Raw genomic sequence first — 17,770 nt, 5'->3', positions numbered from 1 at the left:
GCCAAACTGCTCTTTTTAGGTTTAACGCCGACCGCGTGGAAATCTTTCGTCGCGGCGACGAAATCGTGTTGCGCGAAACCCCCATCAACGCGGCAGCGACATTCGACGCACTCAGCGCCTTCCCCGAAGACTTCATGGCCGAAGGCCGCGACGACAGCCAGCCCCAAGAGCGCGAAGGGTTTTGATGCCGCCGCGTTACCTGCTCGATACCAACATCTGCATCTATATCGCTAAATATCGCCCACCCGCCGTGCGCGAGCGATTCGCCCGCCACTCCGCCAGCGAACTGGCTATGTCGCTGATTACCCTGGGCGAATTGCGCTTCCGCGCCGAGAAAAGCCAGGCGCGGAACCGCGCGATTGCGGCGATTGAAGAATTGACCGGCCTGATTCCGGTCTACGACTTGCCAGAAGCAGCCGGCGATCATTACGGGCAAATCCGCGCCGAGCTCCAAAAAACCGGCCAGCCGATAGGCAACAACGACTTGTGGCTGGCCGCTCATGCCCGGTCGCAAGACTGGACCAACAATGAACGCAAATTTCTCGGGGTTCCGGGATTGCGGGTTGAGAGTTGGGTGAGTTGGTTTTCTATTCTGTTTTCAAGCCACTGCTTGGTAACATAGCCAAAACAGCTCCGGTTGCCGGGAAGCAATAATAAAGATGTGGCATCCAAGCCGAGGAATTGTTACCCGGATTAACGATCAATCGCCCACAGCCGACACCGGGATCAAGCTGCCGCCATGACTAACACCTGAGCCTCAATCGCTGATAACAGCGCCCAAAAACAAAAAGGGAAAAAGTAAAAAGACCGAAGACTTAGAGAGTCCTGGCGAGCCGAAAACCGGTGCCGTCGTTAGCTTCATCGGGCCGGCCCCTGCCGCGGTAGGCGGAGCGCAGGTTCGACGGTCTGTAGAGCCACGACCCGCCGCGCAGCGCCCGCTGCTCGCAAGTGCCCGGCTCCCAGGCCGAGCCATCCTTTGGCGCGCCATCGTATTTATCGTGCCAACAATCCTGCACCCATTCCACGGCATTGCCGGTCGTATCGAACAAACCAAAACCGTTCGCTTGCAAACTGGCCACCGGCGCGGTAAACGCAAAGCCATCGCTACAATCCGCAAAAGTCCAAGCTTTGTCGATCAGGTCGCTATTCGACTGTTTAGTCGTCTGGTCCGCACCATTGGCAAACCCGCATTGCTCGGCATCGCCCCAAAAATAGGCCGTGTCGCTGCCGGCGCGGGCCGCGTATTCCCATTCAGCTTCGCTGGGTAAGCGGTAGGTATTAGCCGGCAAGCCCAATTCTCGATTCAGCCAGGCGATATAGGCCTGGGCATCGTCCCAGCTGACGCAGACCACCGGATGGCGTTCGTCATAAGGCGCAAAGCCGGGATTTCGCCAATTCAGGGCGGGATTTTCCTTCCAGCTATTCGTTGTTTTATCTAAGCTTCGGCAACCCGCCCCGCGTTCGGCGCTGGTCTTATACGCCGTGGCTTCGACAAAGCGGCGAAATTCACCGACCGTCACCTCGCAACGGCCGAGCGCGAACGGTCGGCTGATCGTCACCGCATGTTGAGGCGATTCGTCGTCGTAGCGGCCTGCCTCGCCTTCCGGCGAACCCATTTTAAAATCGCCGGCGGCGATCAATACCATTTCCGGGCCGGTATCGGCTCGCGGGTTACATACGGAACCAAGCTCGGCACTAAGGGATTTGTCAGTCGGAGGCTGTGCCGACGCTTGCCTGATAGCGGACTGTTCGGCCAATAACGGCGTGGCAAACAGCAACGGCAAAAAAAATGCGCCGGCTGCTAGCACGCAACCGGCGCCGAACCTCCGTGCCGTTCTATTCGACGCACCCGTCCCTGCGTGTTCTGGAGATGCGGGAATGGACACCCAAAAGCACACCGCCGCCAGCCATGACCGACGGCGTTCCGGCCCAGGGGCTGGGTGTACTGGCGAGCCGAAAACCGGTGTTGTTGTTAGCTTCATCGGGCCGGTTCCTGTTGCGGTTGGCGGAGCGCAGGTTCGACGGTTTGTTGTTCCACGACCCGCCGCGCAGCGCCCGCATGCTCCGGCATCCCCGTCACCACTATCCGGGAAAACAGCGCCTTGCGCAAGTCAACCATCAACTCGGCGCCATGCTGATAGGCATTGAACGAACAGACTTTCAGTTCAAATCCCAAGCGCCACAAATGCCGGGCAACCGCCAATTTGCGGTTGGCGCGGGCCAGCATTTGTAACTTGGCGTCGCCTTTTTGGTAGGCGGCTTCCAATAAAAACTCCAGCACGTCCATCAATAACCACTCCAGTTTTTCCCCCAACGTAAATCGGCGTGCCTGCGGAAAATGATCCAATTGCGGAATGATCCAGGCCAGCAGCTGATGGCAATCGTGAATGGCTACCGGCGTAGCCTGGGCGGAGTTGGCGGTTTTCATCGGCGCTTACCTCGCAAATCGGAAAAGGGAAAAACAGAAAAGTCCAAAGTTTAACGGGTCCTGGCGAGCCGAAAACCGGTGAAGCTGATGGCAGCAACCGGCCGGAACCCGTAGCGGCTGGCGGAACGCAGGAGCGACGGAAAGTTGTTCCACGACCCGCCGCGCAGCGCCCGCCGCTCACAAGCGCCTTGCTCCCAGGCCCGGCCATCGCCGGGCGCACCGTTGTAGTTGTCATGCCAACAATCCTGTACCCATTCCCAGACATTGCCGGACACGTCATAAAGTTTAAAGGCATTGGCTTTGTAGTTTTTTACCGGCTGAGTCTGGTTAACGCCCTTACATTGACCGAATTCGCCAGCGTTGACATAACCGCATTGCCACGATTGCCCCCAATAATAAGCCGTCGTGGTGCCGGCGCGGGCCGCGTATTCCCACTCGGCTTCGCTGGGCAGGCGGTAAGCCGAAGGGCCGGACAAATCCAGGCGCTTATTCAGCCAGCCAATGTAGCTTTGTGCATCGTCCCAACTGACATTGATCACCGGCCGCTTGCCGCGCCCCCAGCCATTGTCCTCGACCGCGCGACAGGCCTTGGCTTGCACGCAACGCTCCCATTCGTCGAACGTCAGTTCGGCTTCGGCGAGTTGGAAAGCGGGTATGTTGACGTCGTGCTGGGGGCCTTCATTGTCGTAGCGACCCTTTTCGTTGGCGGGCGAACCCATCCGAAATTTTCCGGCGGTTATCGGAGTCATCGTGGGCTGAATCGCTTGCACCGACCAATCGATGTCCGGCGCGCGTCGATCAAGCGGTTTGATGTCCTGAGCCGCTTGCCAGTCGAGTTGTACAGGATAGGCGGCAGGCACCCGCGCGGTCGGTATCGGATCGCGAAACACCTGGCCGGTTCGCGGCATGGCCGCCAGATAAATCAGCGGCGCGGCGGTTTCGCTGGCCAATTCAAAATCCCCGCCCCAGGTCATGTGCTTGGCGATGTCCAGCAGCTCATCCAATAGCGGAGCCGGGGCATCGATACGGTTGACCTCGACTGTGTTGTCCGGCGTCCTGGCAATCCGGTAGCCCATCGCCGCCAAGCCGTGGCCCAACGCTTGCGCCGCGGCGAGTCCGCCGGGATGGTGAACGATGGTTACGGTCACGTCGCGATCAGCGGCGATATGCTCGGCGAGCAGTTGCCGGGCGTACCAGGGTTTGCCGTAGTGCTGCCAGAGGGCGTTGACTGCGGCGGCATAAGCCAATGTCAATAAAACCAACGCAAAACGCCGCGGCCAAGCGCTTATCAGCATATTCGGCAAGGCCGCCAGCAAGCGGCGCGGCAGCAATTGTTCCAGCCAGTGCCAACGCGGCAACAACAAAATTTCGGCAAAAATGCCGTCGCGCCATGGACTTTTCAGCTCGCCGCGCCGCCCGCCAAACCTCGGCCAGACGCGCCACCAGGCCGGCTGTTTTTGCAACTGCAATTGCACAATGTGGCCGGCGGGCTGTTTGCCGGAGAACAATCGCAGGAAAAAGCGCCTCGCCAAGCGCCGATCGTCGCGAGTCATTTCCGCCAGCAACGCGCGTCGCAGCCAGCCAGGCAACCAACCTTGGCGACACCAGGGCAAACCCAACGTCGTCAACAGACTTTCGGCGGTAAAGCCCTTGCTTTCCGCCGCCGCGTAATCGAACAAAGCCCGGCTCAAGTCGCCGTGCAAGGCGGGGTAAACGGCCAAAAAACCCAACAAGCGGCGAACGCCGCCGCCGTAGCGATGACTAATCCAGTCCAAGACTGGTTGGAGTTGCACCGGGGGTAGAGTGCCCAACCATTCGCGGCGGAAGTCGGTTGGCATCGCAAACGTTTCATCGGCTCTGTCCGCTGTTGGTGGATGAGTCGCAAAATCCAGCAACGGGGTGAGATCGGACAGTTTGTCGATGACGGTAAACCGGTAATGGGCCAGTTGTAGTCGATCGAGCTGGTTGGCGTGGGGTCGGGTAGTCAAGGCCAGGCGATATTCCGGCACGGCTTTGAAGGCCTGCAACCAGCTTTGCGGCTCGCCGGTCAGTCGGTAAAACATGACTTCATGTTCGGCCACCAGCAGTACCCGACTGCCGGGATGCAGCCAAAGCACCTGCTGCAGAGTTTCGGGCCGCGCCCCCCGCTGCTTGTCCGGCCACAGCCATTCCGGATGGCGATCGAAGTGGTAGCGATGCACGCGAATCTGCGCCTGTTTGAGGGTATCGACCAATTGGGTCAGCAGCCAGGCGTTTTGATCGTCTCGGTGGCGGCGATCGGCTATCAGTACAAAATCGGCTTGGCGCGGGCGTTGGCGAAAAATCAATTGCGGCGCGCCGCCGGATTGAGCGATGGCGCTTACGGTTTGCCGCCAGTCGATGCGCCGTTCGCCGTTGGCTGCAAAGCGTAAGCGGCCGAACAGCGATTTGGCGTTGGCGCCCAGCAACGGCGCCAGCGAAGCCCGAGGCGCGCGTAAGCGCAAATCTTCCGCATGGGGAGACTTGCCCCGCCGAAATTGCACGCGCCGGCGCTGCCACAGCCAGAGCAACGGCAACAGTAAAGCGACATTCGAGACGGTTGCAGCCCAGTAGCCGGCGATACGTAATGGCCCTTCAACCGGAAACCCTGGCGGCAACTGGCGTATGGGTATTTCGGTTAAATAAGGCCGATAGGTGCCATTGTCGTTTGCCCTTGGCTTGGGTTTGACGAGCGTATCGGGTTGAACGATGGGCGGCAGCGGTTGAGGCTCGATCCGCGCGACTGGCGCCGAACGATAAAACTGCCAATAAATCAGGCCGGCCAACACTGTCAGCAGCACCAGCAAAATTCCCAATTGCATAATTTGAGTGCGGCGGCGCTGCTGAGCCGGTGGCGTACCGGAGCGCTGCTGTTCGATCAGATGTTCGGCTTGTTGGCGAGTTTGCGCGTCCGGCGACGTCTCATGTTTAGCGGCGGTTGACGATCCCCAATGTTTTGCCCAGACATCGAGAAACTGTTGTTGCTGGTCGGGGTCTCGGCACAGCAACGGCCTAATGCGCAAGCCATAGGCTTCGAGGTCGACAGGCAAATCGGCTTGCTGGCGCCAGACGGCGAACAGATAGTGCAAGTCGCGCTGCTGTTGCAATGTGACACTCTGCCGTGTGTGCCGCTGCCAAACGCCAAGAAACGCCGGCAAGCCGTCTAGCAACGATTGCCATTGGCGTGCGGGTGGCGAGGACAAGTCCTCTCTCAGGCTAGGTGTTATGACGGTTTGCGCCACTGTTCCAACAGATCGTCAAAGCGGGCCGCGTCGTCTTTGTGTTTGAGTAGGCAGGATTTGGCTAGCGACTGCCAATGATCGTCTTCGGTGCCTTTTTTTATGACGTTGACGCCGCGTTGGTCGAGAATCAGCAACCAATTCAACAGTTCGGCGGTCGAGGGAGACTTTTCCAGTTGAACGCGGTTTTGGTCTTTTAAAAACCGAAAAAAATCGACACAGTTTTTAATTGCCGTCTCGCCGAGCTTGATTGGAAGACTGCCCTGTCCACCGAGGCGTTGTTCGACGATGGTATGCAGTTGCGCTTCGCTGGGCGGCTGTATGTGGTAGTAAACACAACGGCGCAGGAAAGGTTCGGGCAAACCTTTTTCCGAATTACTGGTGATCACCAACTGTGGGCGGTATTTACTTTCGGCTGGATCGGGTTTATTCGGATCAGAGTAGATAGATAACGGCTGCTCGCCCAGTTCCGGAACGACAAATTGCAGACGCCGCACCTCTTCGAGCATGTCGTTGCAAAAATCCAGCGGCGCCTTATCGATTTCGTCGATTAGCACCACCGACGGCTGACGCGACGGCGGCTCGGTTTTGCCTTTCCAGGCTTTGTCGGCGAGATTCAAGGCTTGTAAGGTCGAGGGCGGCATCGCCCTTAAAATGGCCAGACCAAGACCTTCAAATTGCAGAAAGCGGCGGATGTCGATCTGCGCTTCCGGATTTTTTTCAGCCTGTGCCGCATGCAAGCGGCGCAAATGATCGATGCTATAGAACAAATCCTGAGCGGTGCTGGTGGATTTGACCGGAAAATAAATCGTTTCACAGCCCAATTCGTAGGCGATGCGATAGGCAAGCTGAGTTTTGCCGACGCCCGGCTCGCCGGTCAGTAACAAGGGCATGCCGAGCAACAATGCGGTATTGACGGCTTCGACCAAGCCAGGGTCGGCGACGTGATAGTGGGCCGGATTATCCAGCGGCGCAAGTAGACGTTGCTGCAACTGGTTCCAGTTGGCTTCTTCCGGTTGACTGACCAGACCTTGGCCGGCGAAATTAAATATATTAGCGGTCATGGGACATTTTTAGTTTGTTTTGAATGATGGCTTCGCAGTCATTGCGAAATTTGTAGTAGCTGATTCGATACTCGTCTTTGCTTTCGCCTTGAGCTTTGCCGAATTCGATTCGAAAATCGGTTACTAACCGGCTAATTACTTGGCTAGGAAACTGTTGAGAGGCGCGTAACAGCCCTTGAGTCTGATCCAGCCAAGCCGCCACATTGTTGGGTGTGATTTTTTGCAATTCAAAACACGCGGGACTGGATGGCGTCAAACGCGCATCGACCTGCAGACAAAAAATTAGCGCCAACTTTAATAAATGTTGACCCTCCGCGAGTTGGTTGGCTTCTGTTTGCCATAATTGGTTGAAATTTGCCACCCAGCGCTGACAACGATTAAGTCTGGCAACGATACGGCCGTTCAACAAACCAAACCACTTTGCCGAAATCGGGGAACCCGAACCATCGGAAAGCAAAATCAGGGGCACTTTACGCACTCTCATTTTGGCCACAATTTGCTTGCAAACGCTCGCGTTGTCATCGTCTGGATTAAGTGCCAAATCTAGGCTCGTGGCATTCGCGATAGCTTGCAGACAGGCACGAACAAAGTCGTCTTCACGATCGAAATTCCAGGGACTAACAGGAAGAGCATCTAACTGATAGTTGTTTTTTCCATTCAGCAATTCACGATTGATCCCGTCTTTCACACCGGTCCCTAGGCGATTTCCAAGTGCATCGCCGAATTCCAACGGGGAATCCTCCAGGTGTTGAAAAACACAAAAGCAGGCTTTTATTGACTTGGCGGGCATGGAATCGGTGCCGAGCAAATTGTCCAGGATATGGCTGTAGGCGTGCCGCGGGCGACTGATAAAGGGAATTGCATGGAGAAAATAGTCGCCGATTGGTAATTGCGGCTGCGGCAACGGTGCTGGTTTTAAGTAATCTTGCAAATGGGTGTCACCCAGTTCCTGGGCGGTATCCAGCAACCAGTCTCGGCATTTGTAAAGCGGAATGAATAAGGTTTCTTGATCGTCTGACGCGCGTTGACTGATGATACCGATGATTTCGTCCTGACCATGCAGCGATACCGCACCGCCGCTGAATCCTTTTTTGACGCGATGGTCGAAGCGATAGGCGTGTCGATCTTGATCCAGGATACCGACGGAGTGATCGAAGGACGCATCGGCACTCTTGTTGGTATCGTTAATGCCGAAAAAATCGACTTTCAGTTTGCGAAAGTCATTATCTTTAAGCGTTATGCGACTATGAATTTGCTCTAAATCGGGTTCGTCCAATGCGATAATGGCAATATCCAAATCGTCATGGCAGCGCAGATTCGCTGAGCTGATTTCGACCTCTGCACGTCCGTCCACCAGATGCAACCGCAGGTCTTCAAACGATTTGCCTGAGGCTTTGTCTCTAACAACATGTTTTGCAGTCAACAACAATTTTGGGCTGACAAAACACGCACTGCCAATGAATTTGCTATGACCATGCAACGGAGCACCGGACCAAACGGCAACCAAGCTTTTTTTTACGCTCACCGGTTCTTCCGATCAGCGTTGGAGCTTACTTCTGCCACTTGGCAGTGACTTTGACCGCGCCATTGGCTTCACCTTCGGCCAGAAATGGAATACCGGCACTGCCTTTAAAGCCAAGATTGATCTCTAACGTCCATTCCTTGGGTTGGCTTTCTGCTAAAGCGCCTTGCACCGTTTTTGCCAAGGCCTTGATGGTTCCTCGAATCTGCTCGGCGGCATCGACAATGTCATCCAAGGCATTAACATCTTGTAAATCTTTGTCGCCATGACTGGCGCCGCCCCGTGCCTCGACGTCCGATACTTCGATGTATATCGTTTCATCTCCAAATTTTAATGCTTCTATCGTTCTGGACATACCTAATTCCTGGTTTGTTGTATTTTCCGCCAATCGTGTTTCGCGAGGCTTAGCTCAAGGCATCACGACAAATGCTCGCTAATATTCGCCGCAGTTGGCTAAGTTTTCAAGATAAATCAAAATTTACCGGGATCGCCCAGAGTGCCGACAATGTACTAGCCTTTGCAAAGATTCTTCAGGGTCGGAACGACGCCTCCAAGTTCCTGCAAATAAACAGGGTTGCAGCCCCCTCCCGGACTCGGATGGTATAGGGTTCAGACGTCGGCTAGAGCGACGCTGGCAAATTCAGTGAGGACGAGCGAGATAGCGCTGCCTAGGTCGCTCGGCGTCCGGCGACGACGTTCCATAGACGGCCGAGTTGGACATGCACATTTACGCCAGCCTTGTTCGAGCGCTTAGCGCCGCTTGTACGATCCTCGCCCACAGCGCGAAGCTAAACCGATGCCGCCGATCGCCGAGACAAACAGCCAAACGGCGCCGGGGATTGGTACCGCCGAGGCGTAGAGCTGGCTGGCGGACAAACTGTTGCCGTTTTGCAATACCGTCAGCCCGGTAACGCCGCCGTCCTCGAACGCCAGCACCTTGAAGGCATACAAGCCGCTGTTGGTGAATTCGACGTTGGCGGAACCGCCGCTCAGGCTGTGGTCGCCATCGGCATCGATGACGGTGGTGCCGCCGATCTGCAATCTCGCGCCGTCGTCCGAAGCCAGACTGAATTGATAAGTCCCTGGGGCCGTAACGGCTAAATAACCGGTTAACACCAGTCCGTGATCGGACAGATTGCTCACACTATTCGGCGACAGGTTCACCGCATTCCCGCCAAGATATTGCGCCAGTGTCGAATCGTCGCCGATGGTCGTATTGCAAGTGGGGAAGCAAATCGAAGTCGCGGTAAACGTCGCGGTCGGACCACTGCTCTGGCCAATCAACGTTTCGGTAGTCGCCAGATTTCCCGGCCAAGAATTAAAAGCATAATAACTGCCGCTCAAACCGCTACCCGAAAGACTGGGTAGCGCAATCGAGCTGGTTAACACCACGTCGGCACGGGCGGAACCGATACCGGCCAGTAATCCGAGCACTAAAGAACCAGCAAACAGAGTTTTCATACATTTCTCCTAAGACGCAAGAGGACGATACAAACGACTTGCCTACCAAAACCGGTGACCATACCGGGCGCTTATTTGTAACACAAATAGAACGGTTTTTAGGGGGTGTATGGAATGCGCCGGTATTCAGCCGATCAAAACCGCTCATCGCCAGTAGCGTTTCACCGGCAAACGTCCGCGGATTTTCCGATGCGGGCTTACGACGTGGGATATTCTCGGACTGATGCGCAAAATGCCGGTGTACTGTACAAGACACCGGCAGGTTCATTTTCGCGGGTGATTCGGCCTAACTACGGATTTGCTCTGCGCTTCCCTAGGCTTTGCAGTAAGACGGTATCCAACTGCGGGCCCTCATATACTCCGGCAAATCGTTGTAATCAAAGCTTTCGCCGTGTTTTATCATTTGCTCGACGTCGAATAACAACGCCACTTCGGGAATATCGTTGAAAAACAGTTTATAAAACGGTTTCACCAAAATCCGGGAAATCCGAATTCCGATCGGACCGATAAAGTTTCGGCGCTGCCCAACGTGGGCGATCTCGTCTATCGTGATTTCGTCGAGCAAAGCCTTTAAACGGTCTCGCACTTCCGGCTCTTCGGCCAGCACGTCGTCGAACAGGCGGTGCAAATGGCAATAGTAGGTCACGCCCATCAGTTCGGTAACGAAGGCCGGGGTATCCATTAAATAGCCGGGTAATTTCGGGAACTGGCGATAAAACCATTCCTTGCCGGGGCTCAACGGCGCCCATTCCACGCGGTCCAGGCCGCAGGTCTTGAGCATTTCGTCGAACAAGCGCCAATGGCAAAATTCCTCGGCCAAATGCACCCGGCTGATTTTATCCTCGACACTGTGCGAATCGGCCATCGTCGGCACCACTTCCCAGGCTGCTTTGATGCCGACCCATTCATGCCGGGCAAACTTGTAAATACTCGTCAGCATTAACGTGAGTCTATCCAAGGCGTGGGGATCGTCTTGCATCGTTACGTAGTTCCGGTAAAACGCGTCCGGATTGGCCAAAGGCTTGCGCAAGCGCACCGGGTGCTCTTGAAAATACTGCAAGCGTGCGCGTTTTTTAGCTAAATCGCGCTCCGCTTCCAATAACTCCCCACCGTGTTGTTGGGTAAACGTCCAGTAATTGTCAAAGTTATCCTGCCGTTCCTGCCTGGTCGCGGCGGAAAAGACGGAACGGTATTGGCTTGATGAGCCCATGGGATGATTCTCCTGATTGAGGGGGTGGCAACGAGCGGAACATCGCCGGTTTAAGGTCTGTATCGTGAAACTGACCGCTTGACGCGGGTAGCGAACCGAGCCCAACGAAGCATGCGGCGCCATTCGGAACATGCCTTCCGAAGCGCGCACCACCCGCCTGTCTTAAGACATTCTCCAGTCCGTACCCGACCTGATCACTCCGATGGCGGCTGGACATTCGGTTTTGCGGGTCCAACACGTTTTAGGTTCCTTGGGTTTGGTGAATTCGAATTTGGCGTGGCGAGGTCCGCGCGCGTACCGAGAAGTAACGCGCCGCAGGAAGATGGACAGTCGAGTTGGGGACTTCGTTCCGTTTGGTCTACGCCGAGGTTTGTGTGCGGCGCCGGACCGAGGAAATTTCGACTAGGTAGCGGCAGGGCGGCGACAAGGATACACGAAGCGAGCCTCGAGCGGGAAACAAGGCACCGATTCGATGCCGAAGCCCCAGTCGGCGTCGGACGGATTTTCACGCGGCGGGAGGCTAGGCGCCCATCGCGCATTGAAGATCAACACCTAGGCAACGTCTGGCTTAGAGACCGCACGACGGTCTTGCCCAAGCCGTTAGCGTCGGTCGTTGCGACGCGCGATCGCCGGTCCGAGGCGCTCGGATTGCCCGAACCCCAAGGACCGGCGACCGCCGGTATCGCCGCTATTCGATCCAGATCAGCTCGACCCGGCGATTCTCGGCCTTGCCGGCTTCGGTCTCGTTGTCGGCGATCGGTTGAGTTTCGCCGTAACCTTGCGCGGATAGCTTGTTGGTCACGCCTTTCATTTTCAAATAGTCGACGACCGCATGAGCCCGACGTTGCGACAGTTTCATGTTGTAGGAATCGCTGCCTTCGCTGCTGGCGTGGCCTTGCACCTGGATGTCGTTTTTCTGCGGAAACGCGATCAAGTCCTTGGCAACGCCGTCCAACAGTTCCTTGGCATTCAAGCTCAGCTCGGCCGAGTCGTATTTGAAATGTTGACCTTTCAATATCAGCCGAACCGCGCAGCCCTTGGCATCGACGATAGCACCCTTGATGGTGCCGGGACATTTATCCAGGCAATCGTTCACGCCGTCGCCGTCGGAATCCAAGGTGCTGCAATCGGGTTTGGGCGCCACCGCAAACGGCGCCGGCGCGGCGCGCGTGTCGGTCTTCGCCGCGTATTTGGGTTTGTCGCCGAACGGAATCACCACGCCTAAATTGACGGTCATGTCGTGGAATTCGTCGGTGCCGGGTTGCACCTGGGCATTAAAATTGTTGTTGTAGCGATAACGTACGTCGCTGCGTATCAGCAAATGGTCGTTGACTTCGTAACTGGCGCCGACGCCCGCTTCGCCGATGAATCCGATACCGCAGTTGGCGGACGCGCAGGTGTTCATGCCGCCCAAGCCAACGACCGCGTACGGCGAGAACTTGTCGCGGAACAAATAATATTGCAGGTCGGCGCTGCCGCCGACCAAATCCCAAGGTCCGTTCGACCCGCCAAAGCCTTGATAAAAACCTTTTAACTCGACGTTAAAGTGCTCATCGATGATTTTACCGACACCGACCCCACCGCCCCAACCGTCGCTGGCGCGCCGATCGCCGCCACTATTGATGAAGGTCGCGAACGGCGCGACGTACCAGCGGTTATCTTGATAGGGCTCCACCGCGTGAGCGCTAGGCAGGATCGCGAAACCGACCAAGGGCGCGAACGGCAATAAGTGTTTTTTCAGCATAATCGTTCCTTTGAGTAAAAATGGGGATTCAAAACTCGCCGCGCCGCCCGGCCAAACTGACCGGTGTGGCCTCCGAGCTGCTCTGTGTCCGGTATTGCCACGAGCGGACAGAAGCATACGGCGCCGTGTTGTAAAAAAGCTGTTAAGTAGCTTATTCGCAACAGAGAGCGGCTGTCGGTGCGGTATCGCACATAGCCAGATAGCGCCGGATTTGCCGAACCATGGGCGGCCGGCGCCCTACGCATTCGATCATTCAATTGCCTTGCAAACTATGTTCGCTAGCACACCGACTATCCGACGCGCCCCGGTTACAGTGACGCCACGGCTTCACTCGTTCTATCCAACCCAGACCCCAGGCGTTGGAATCATCCGGAACCGATTCGAAGCGGCCCGATTCATTTCCTCTTAGGTGCATACCAATGAAAACACTGACTAAATCCGTTTCCGCCCTGCTGGTGGCACTGACACTACTTTTAAGCGCCGGGTGCGCGTCCACCAATAAACACGAAGGAACCGGCGAATACATCGACGACAGCGTGATCACGACCAAGGTAAAAGCGCAGCTGTTCGACGAACCCAACCTCCGTTCGGGTCAAATCAACGTGGAAACCTTCAAGGGCATCGTGCAATTGAGTGGTTTCGTCGGCACGCGGTCCGACATCGACAAAGCCGTATCGATTGCCCGCAGCGTCAAGGGCGTGGAGTCGGTCAAGAACGACATGCGCCTTAAATAAACAGGAAAACCATTATGGAAACCATCGATAAAGCATCCAATTACGCCCACGAAGCGGTCGATATGATCGCCAACGCCTCCAACCAAGCGGCCGAAACGCTGGACCAAAAAGGCGAACAGCTGAAAACGGCCGAGCAGCGCATCGTAAAAAACTGCCAGGTTTATATCCGCGACAATCCGGTAACGGCATTGGGCATAGCGGTGGCGGGCGGCTTCCTGCTCAGCCGTCTGTTGAGCAGCCGCTAAACCGCGCTGCCCGGCATGGCCCCGAAAACTTCCGCCAACTCGGGCGGCGACTCCGGCGCTTTTTCGGCGATGCCCGCCGAATCGCCGGCCGACGCCGGCTTGCTGGCTCAGATGGGCTCGCTGTGGGCGGAATACCAGGATTTGAGTCACGATCGCTTTCGGCTCGCCGCGCTGGAAACGCGGCGGGCCGGCCAAAGCCTGGTGACGATGTTGATTGCCGCGGTCATGCTGGGCTTGCTGCTCAGCGCGGCTTGGCTGGGCTCGCTGGCAGCCGGCGTGCAATGGCTAATCGAACATGAGTTGCGGGCCAGCAGCGCCATCTGGTTGGCGGTCGCCTGCAATTTAGTGCTGGCGTTGAGCCTGTTCGGCATCATCCGTCGCCGCGCCCGCTTTTTGCAATTCCCTGCCACGCAACGCAGTCTCAAGCCCCTGGCCGACCGCCCTGCCGATCGGGACAAACGCTGATGCGGTTCCGGTTACTATCCAAACCCGCCGGCCCCTCATTGGATGCGCAAATCAGCCATGCCGAACGGCAACTGGCCGAGCGGCGTCGCTCCATCAAAACGGACGGCGCAGTGTTACTCAGCAGCCTGCGCAAACAAATGACCGCCCCCGCCAGCTTGTTGTTGGCCGGCGGCATCGGCTTTGTCGCCGGCGAACTGAGTCACTGCCCGGCGCCACCGAGTTCCGCGCCATCATCCGGCCGGCTCGGTCAACGCGAACCCCACAGCCGAACCACCCTGAGCGCCGCGCTGAGCCTGTTGCTCTCGGCCCATGCCTTGTACAAAGCCTTACCGATCGCCTGGCTGGCAAAGCACCTGCACTCATCCCGAATCCGGACAAGCGCCGCATTGCGCCGAGCTCGGCGTTCGATGCCGCCGACCGCACCCGATAAGCTCGCAAGCTCTGGTAGCAGCGATCCAACCCCGCCCCGTCCCTAGTCGCAATCGATAGCATCCTATCCGCTAGGGTTTCCAACAACCCCCCCATCAGAAAATCGTCAAGCCACATAAATTTTTACGTTAGAGCCTCTTGCAAAATTACCATCCGTTCGAAAAAACCGACGTTACCACCCGTCACGAGCGGCAGATCTTTTGAGGTGGTAACCGCAATCTTGACCAACGAATCCAATGCTGTAGCCTGAAAAATTCGTAACCATTCAGAGGGCGTTTGGGGGAGGGTCGTTACCGTGGCGTTAAGTTAACCGGTTACAGTCAATGTAAGCCGCTGGATGAACGGAACCGAAATAAGGCGGCGGCTGAGCGGAGCCGAAGCCATTTCGCTTCGACGCCGCTCAGCGAACGGCATAGCTGACATTGAGGTGCTCATCCCCCCGCTCCGTTGGGAGAGGGCGTTTTTACTTCGCGCTGAATAGTTATAAAAATCAAGCGAAAGCCTTATCGACGGCCCCCAAAGGTGCGCCAATGAAAGTAAGGATTCCGGTCAATTACGGTCGCCAGCCTCCCCTAACCCGTTCAACGCCGACAGTATGCTCGGGTAATCGAAAACATTCGCAAGCCGGGATAGGGCAAGACCTAGTTTTGGGTCGATCTCGCCGATTTGTTGGATGATGGCTGAGATGCGTTCGATGTCCAGGCTCACCAGCGCCTCTCTCAGATCGTTACACAATTCAGCCGGCAAAACCTTCAGCATCATAGCGGTTAAAACGACTGGCTCGGGCTGCTCTTCGGCCGCACTCTCGTGGTACATGAATTTTATGTCCAGTTGCCGCGCCAGACAGTCGTAGATTTCCTCGAAGCGGTAAGGTTTACGCACGAAGTCGTCCATGCCGGCGTTCAGCATTTCCTGCTGCTGTTCCTTGAACGCCGAGGCGGTGACGGCGACAATTTTGACCGTCTGGCCGTCCGGTAACTGGCGAAGTCGCTGCGTTGTTTCGATACCGTCCATTACCGGCATGCGCCTATCCATCCAGATCAAATCGGGTTGCCAAGACTGGAACAGTTCCAGACATTGCGCGCCGTTACCGGCAATTTTGACTTCCAGTCCTAGGCCTGTCATCAGCCGGCTGAGCAATAGCCGATTTTCGTGCTGATCCTCGACGATCATGATCCGATATCGGGGTTGGCCTGGGGCAAGTCCTACCACTTCGCCCGGTTTCCGGGGTTCCGCGCCCAAAATGTCGGTGCCGCTCGCCGTTTCCACCGGTAGATCGACACGGAACAGAGATCCCTTACCCACGCTGCTCTCGACGCTGATACTGCCGCCCATCATCTGCACGAGTTGGCGGGTGATAGCCAAACCCAGGCCGGTACCGTGCTGCGCGTCCGCCTCGCCCAGTTGTACAAAGGGCTCGAACAAACGGCTTCGGTCTTCCGGCGCGATACCGGGACCTGTATCCTCGACCTCGATCAGCAGATGATACCGGGCATTGTTCTTGGCGCCCAGACGCATCGTCACGCCGCCGTGTTCGGTGAATTTCACCGCATTGTTGATCAGATTGATGAGAATTTGCCGTATCCTCGCTTCGTCGCTACGGATATAGCGTGGGAACTCGGACGACTGGTCGAGCAGCAGCTGCAAGGCTTTCTCCCTGGCGCGGATTTGCATCATTTCGACGACGTCCCGCACCATAGCACCGAGGTCGAACGGGGCTATTTCCAGTTGCAGGCGGCCCGATTCGATCTTGGCCATTTCCAGCACGTCGTTGATCAGGTTCAACAGATGTTCGCCGCTACGGTTGATGATTTCCAGGTTTTCGGCTTGCTGGCTGCTGAGTTGCGGGTCGCGGCGCATCATGCTGGAAAAGCCGAGAATGGCGTTCATGGGGGTGCGCAATTCATGGCTCATATTGGCCAGGAACATACTCTTGGCCTTGTTGGCCGCATCGGCGGCATCGCGCGCCAGCAACAGCTCCGCCGTGCGTTGCCGTACTGTCTCCTCCAGTTGGTCCTTGTATTGTCTCAGTTCGTCTTCCGCTTGTTTGCGTTGGGTAATGTCGGTGAACATCGCAAAAGAACCCTGAAAGCGCTGTTCGTCGTCAAGAATGGGAGCGGCAGAAACAACCGTCCACACCGCCTGCCCGTTTTTACGGCGGAAGCGGCGTTCGTAATGCTCCGCAAGACCTAGTCGCCGGTTCTCCATTTTTATCAAGTGATCCGGCGCATCCTTCTCGAACATGAAGTCTGTGATTGGCCGGCCATGCATTTCTTCACAAGTGTAGCCGAGCATATCGGCCATTCTAGGATTAGCGAAGCTGGTTCTGGCGTTCGGCCCCAGAACCCATATGCCCTCGTTCGCCGTGTCCACGATCCGACGGTATTGGGCTTCGCTTTGCTGTAACTCTGCGTAGATTTGGGCATTTTCCGCGGCATGTGCCTCCAGTACCGACATCATGCCGTTGAACGCTTGAGCCATGTCGACAATATCCCTCGGCCCGGCCAACGCGGCCCGTACCAACGATTTGCCGGCTTCGGCGCGTCTCATGACCGCCGATAGCCGAATCAGCGGTTGCGTCATCCGCTTGGTCAACATGCGGATCAGGGCCAGAAACAGCAGCGCAAAAGAAAAGGATGTCGTCAAATTGGCGACGAAAATGCTGGCGGTCGTCTGCACCAGTGCCGCCTTACTTACCACGACGATTACTTCGCCGAGCAACTCCGGCGCGACGATTTCATTGAAGGGCGAACTGGCAGGTTGAGAATACACCGGCGCGATAAAGCGCCATGAATTTGGGCTTTCGGCATCGAGAAAGACGGCTTGCGCCGGGTCGGCCTTGCCGATATCGGCCGCGGCAGGCGCTTGGAAAAGCTCGCTGGAATCGGTCGTTCCGCGTTTTAACAATACTTGCCGGTTGGCATCGCGGATTTCCAAGCCGACGACACCGGGAAACGCCAAGGTGGTGTTGACGGCTTCCGTCGCGTTATCGCCGGAAGCGTAAACCAGAGCCAGCGCACTTTGACGCGCAAGGCTGGCGGTGATACCCCGCCCCTGATCCAGCAAGTTGCCGCGCACCCGTTGATTGCCGAGCCACGATCCGACAACGGAAGCGAACAATGCCAGCAAAAAAATACCGACAGCAATCGTAACGCCAAGCTGGCGTTGGAATGTGTATTTGTCCAGGAAAGAAGCGAACTGTGGTTTCATG

17 protein-coding genes are annotated in these 17,770 nt (G+C 56.6%); 6 read left to right on the top strand and 11 right to left on the bottom strand.

Features of this window, described 5'->3' with window-relative positions:
- Positions 1 to 185 (top strand): antitoxin (locus A1355_RS20970; RefSeq protein WP_064031235.1); only part of this gene is annotated, 185 nt, incomplete at its 5' end.
- Positions 185 to 622, top strand: coding sequence for a type II toxin-antitoxin system VapC family toxin (locus A1355_RS20965; RefSeq protein WP_064031229.1), 438 nt, complete (start codon positions 185 to 187; stop codon positions 620 to 622). The genes A1355_RS20970 and A1355_RS20965, both read left to right, overlap by 1 nt.
- A 193-nt stretch (positions 623 to 815) precedes the next feature.
- Here the strand turns inward: A1355_RS20965 and A1355_RS20960 are convergent, their stop codons facing one another.
- The 10 genes from A1355_RS20960 to A1355_RS20915 form a co-directional block, all read right to left on the bottom strand.
- Positions 816 to 1,808 carry a formylglycine-generating enzyme family protein gene (locus A1355_RS20960; protein WP_197471868.1) on the bottom strand — a complete coding sequence of 331 codons (993 nt, stop codon included), beginning with the start codon at positions 1,806 to 1,808 and terminating at the stop codon, positions 816 to 818.
- Between the two features lie 28 nt (positions 1,809 to 1,836).
- Positions 1,837 to 2,061 (bottom strand): SUMF1/EgtB/PvdO family nonheme iron enzyme, encoded by a 225-nt coding sequence (locus A1355_RS26675; RefSeq protein WP_157197984.1) that lies wholly within the window; start codon positions 2,059 to 2,061, stop codon positions 1,837 to 1,839.
- Positions 1,979 to 2,428 (bottom strand): four helix bundle protein, encoded by a 450-nt coding sequence (locus tag A1355_RS20955; protein WP_064031227.1) that lies wholly within the window; start codon positions 2,426 to 2,428, stop codon positions 1,979 to 1,981. The genes A1355_RS26675 and A1355_RS20955 overlap by 83 nt, the downstream gene beginning before the upstream one ends.
- A 50-nt stretch (positions 2,429 to 2,478) precedes the next feature.
- The gene (locus A1355_RS20950; protein ID WP_157197983.1) at positions 2,479 to 5,649 is read right to left on the bottom strand and encodes a formylglycine-generating enzyme family protein; all 3,171 of its coding nucleotides are present in this window, start codon (positions 5,647 to 5,649) and stop codon (positions 2,479 to 2,481) included.
- Positions 5,650 to 5,669: 20 nt separating this feature from the next.
- The gene (locus A1355_RS20945) at positions 5,670 to 6,749 is read right to left on the bottom strand and encodes an AAA family ATPase (RefSeq protein WP_064031225.1); all 1,080 of its coding nucleotides are present in this window, start codon (positions 6,747 to 6,749) and stop codon (positions 5,670 to 5,672) included.
- Positions 6,739 to 8,274 carry a trypsin-like serine peptidase gene (locus tag A1355_RS20940; RefSeq protein WP_157197982.1) on the bottom strand — a complete coding sequence of 512 codons (1,536 nt, stop codon included), beginning with the start codon at positions 8,272 to 8,274 and terminating at the stop codon, positions 6,739 to 6,741. The genes A1355_RS20945 and A1355_RS20940 overlap by 11 nt, the downstream gene beginning before the upstream one ends.
- Positions 8,275 to 8,299: 25 nt before the next feature.
- Positions 8,300 to 8,626: a CU044_2847 family protein gene (locus A1355_RS20935; RefSeq protein WP_064031223.1), complete on the bottom strand. Its 327-nt coding sequence runs from the start codon at positions 8,624 to 8,626 to the stop codon at positions 8,300 to 8,302.
- Between the two features lie 395 nt (positions 8,627 to 9,021).
- Entirely contained in the window at positions 9,022 to 9,732 is a 711-nt protein-coding gene (locus tag A1355_RS20925; protein WP_064031221.1) for a PA14 domain-containing protein, read from the bottom strand.
- 313 nt (positions 9,733 to 10,045) lie between these two features.
- Positions 10,046 to 10,942, bottom strand: coding sequence for a hypothetical protein (locus A1355_RS20920; protein ID WP_064031220.1), 897 nt, complete (start codon positions 10,940 to 10,942; stop codon positions 10,046 to 10,048).
- Positions 10,943 to 11,630: 688 nt separating this feature from the next.
- The gene (locus A1355_RS20915) at positions 11,631 to 12,686 is read right to left on the bottom strand and encodes an OmpA family protein (RefSeq protein ID WP_064031219.1); all 1,056 of its coding nucleotides are present in this window, start codon (positions 12,684 to 12,686) and stop codon (positions 11,631 to 11,633) included.
- A gap of 419 nt (positions 12,687 to 13,105) precedes the next feature.
- Between A1355_RS20915 and A1355_RS20910 the strand changes: the two genes are divergently transcribed.
- From A1355_RS20910 to A1355_RS20895, 4 genes are read left to right on the top strand one after another with little or no spacing between them, the layout of a single operon-like run.
- Complete coding sequence (locus A1355_RS20910; RefSeq protein WP_064031218.1) at positions 13,106 to 13,420, top strand: BON domain-containing protein; 315 nt, start codon at positions 13,106 to 13,108, stop codon at positions 13,418 to 13,420.
- 14 nt (positions 13,421 to 13,434) lie between these two features.
- Positions 13,435 to 13,665, top strand: a complete 231-nt coding sequence (locus tag A1355_RS20905; protein ID WP_064031217.1) for a DUF883 family protein — start codon at positions 13,435 to 13,437, stop codon at positions 13,663 to 13,665.
- Positions 13,666 to 13,680: 15 nt separating this feature from the next.
- Positions 13,681 to 14,130, top strand: a complete 450-nt coding sequence (locus A1355_RS20900) for a phage holin family protein (protein WP_064031216.1) — start codon at positions 13,681 to 13,683, stop codon at positions 14,128 to 14,130.
- On the top strand, positions 14,130 to 14,606 hold the full coding sequence (locus tag A1355_RS20895) for a hypothetical protein (protein ID WP_064031215.1): 477 nt from the start codon (positions 14,130 to 14,132) through the stop codon (positions 14,604 to 14,606). The genes A1355_RS20900 and A1355_RS20895 overlap by 1 nt, the downstream gene beginning before the upstream one ends.
- Positions 14,607 to 15,108: 502 nt before the next feature.
- Here the strand turns inward: A1355_RS20895 and A1355_RS20890 are convergent.
- The gene (locus A1355_RS20890; RefSeq protein WP_064031214.1) at positions 15,109 to 17,769 is read right to left on the bottom strand and encodes an ATP-binding protein; all 2,661 of its coding nucleotides are present in this window, start codon (positions 17,767 to 17,769) and stop codon (positions 15,109 to 15,111) included.
- Position 17,770 lies beyond the last annotated feature (1 nt).

The sequence above is a fragment of the Methylomonas koyamae genome (genome assembly GCF_001644025.1).
In the GTDB taxonomy this organism is placed as follows: Bacteria; Pseudomonadota; Gammaproteobacteria; order Methylococcales; family Methylomonadaceae; genus Methylomonas; species Methylomonas koyamae_A.
Note: the sequence above shows the minus strand (reverse complement) of the source record. Positions and strands in the feature narration are given on the sequence as shown.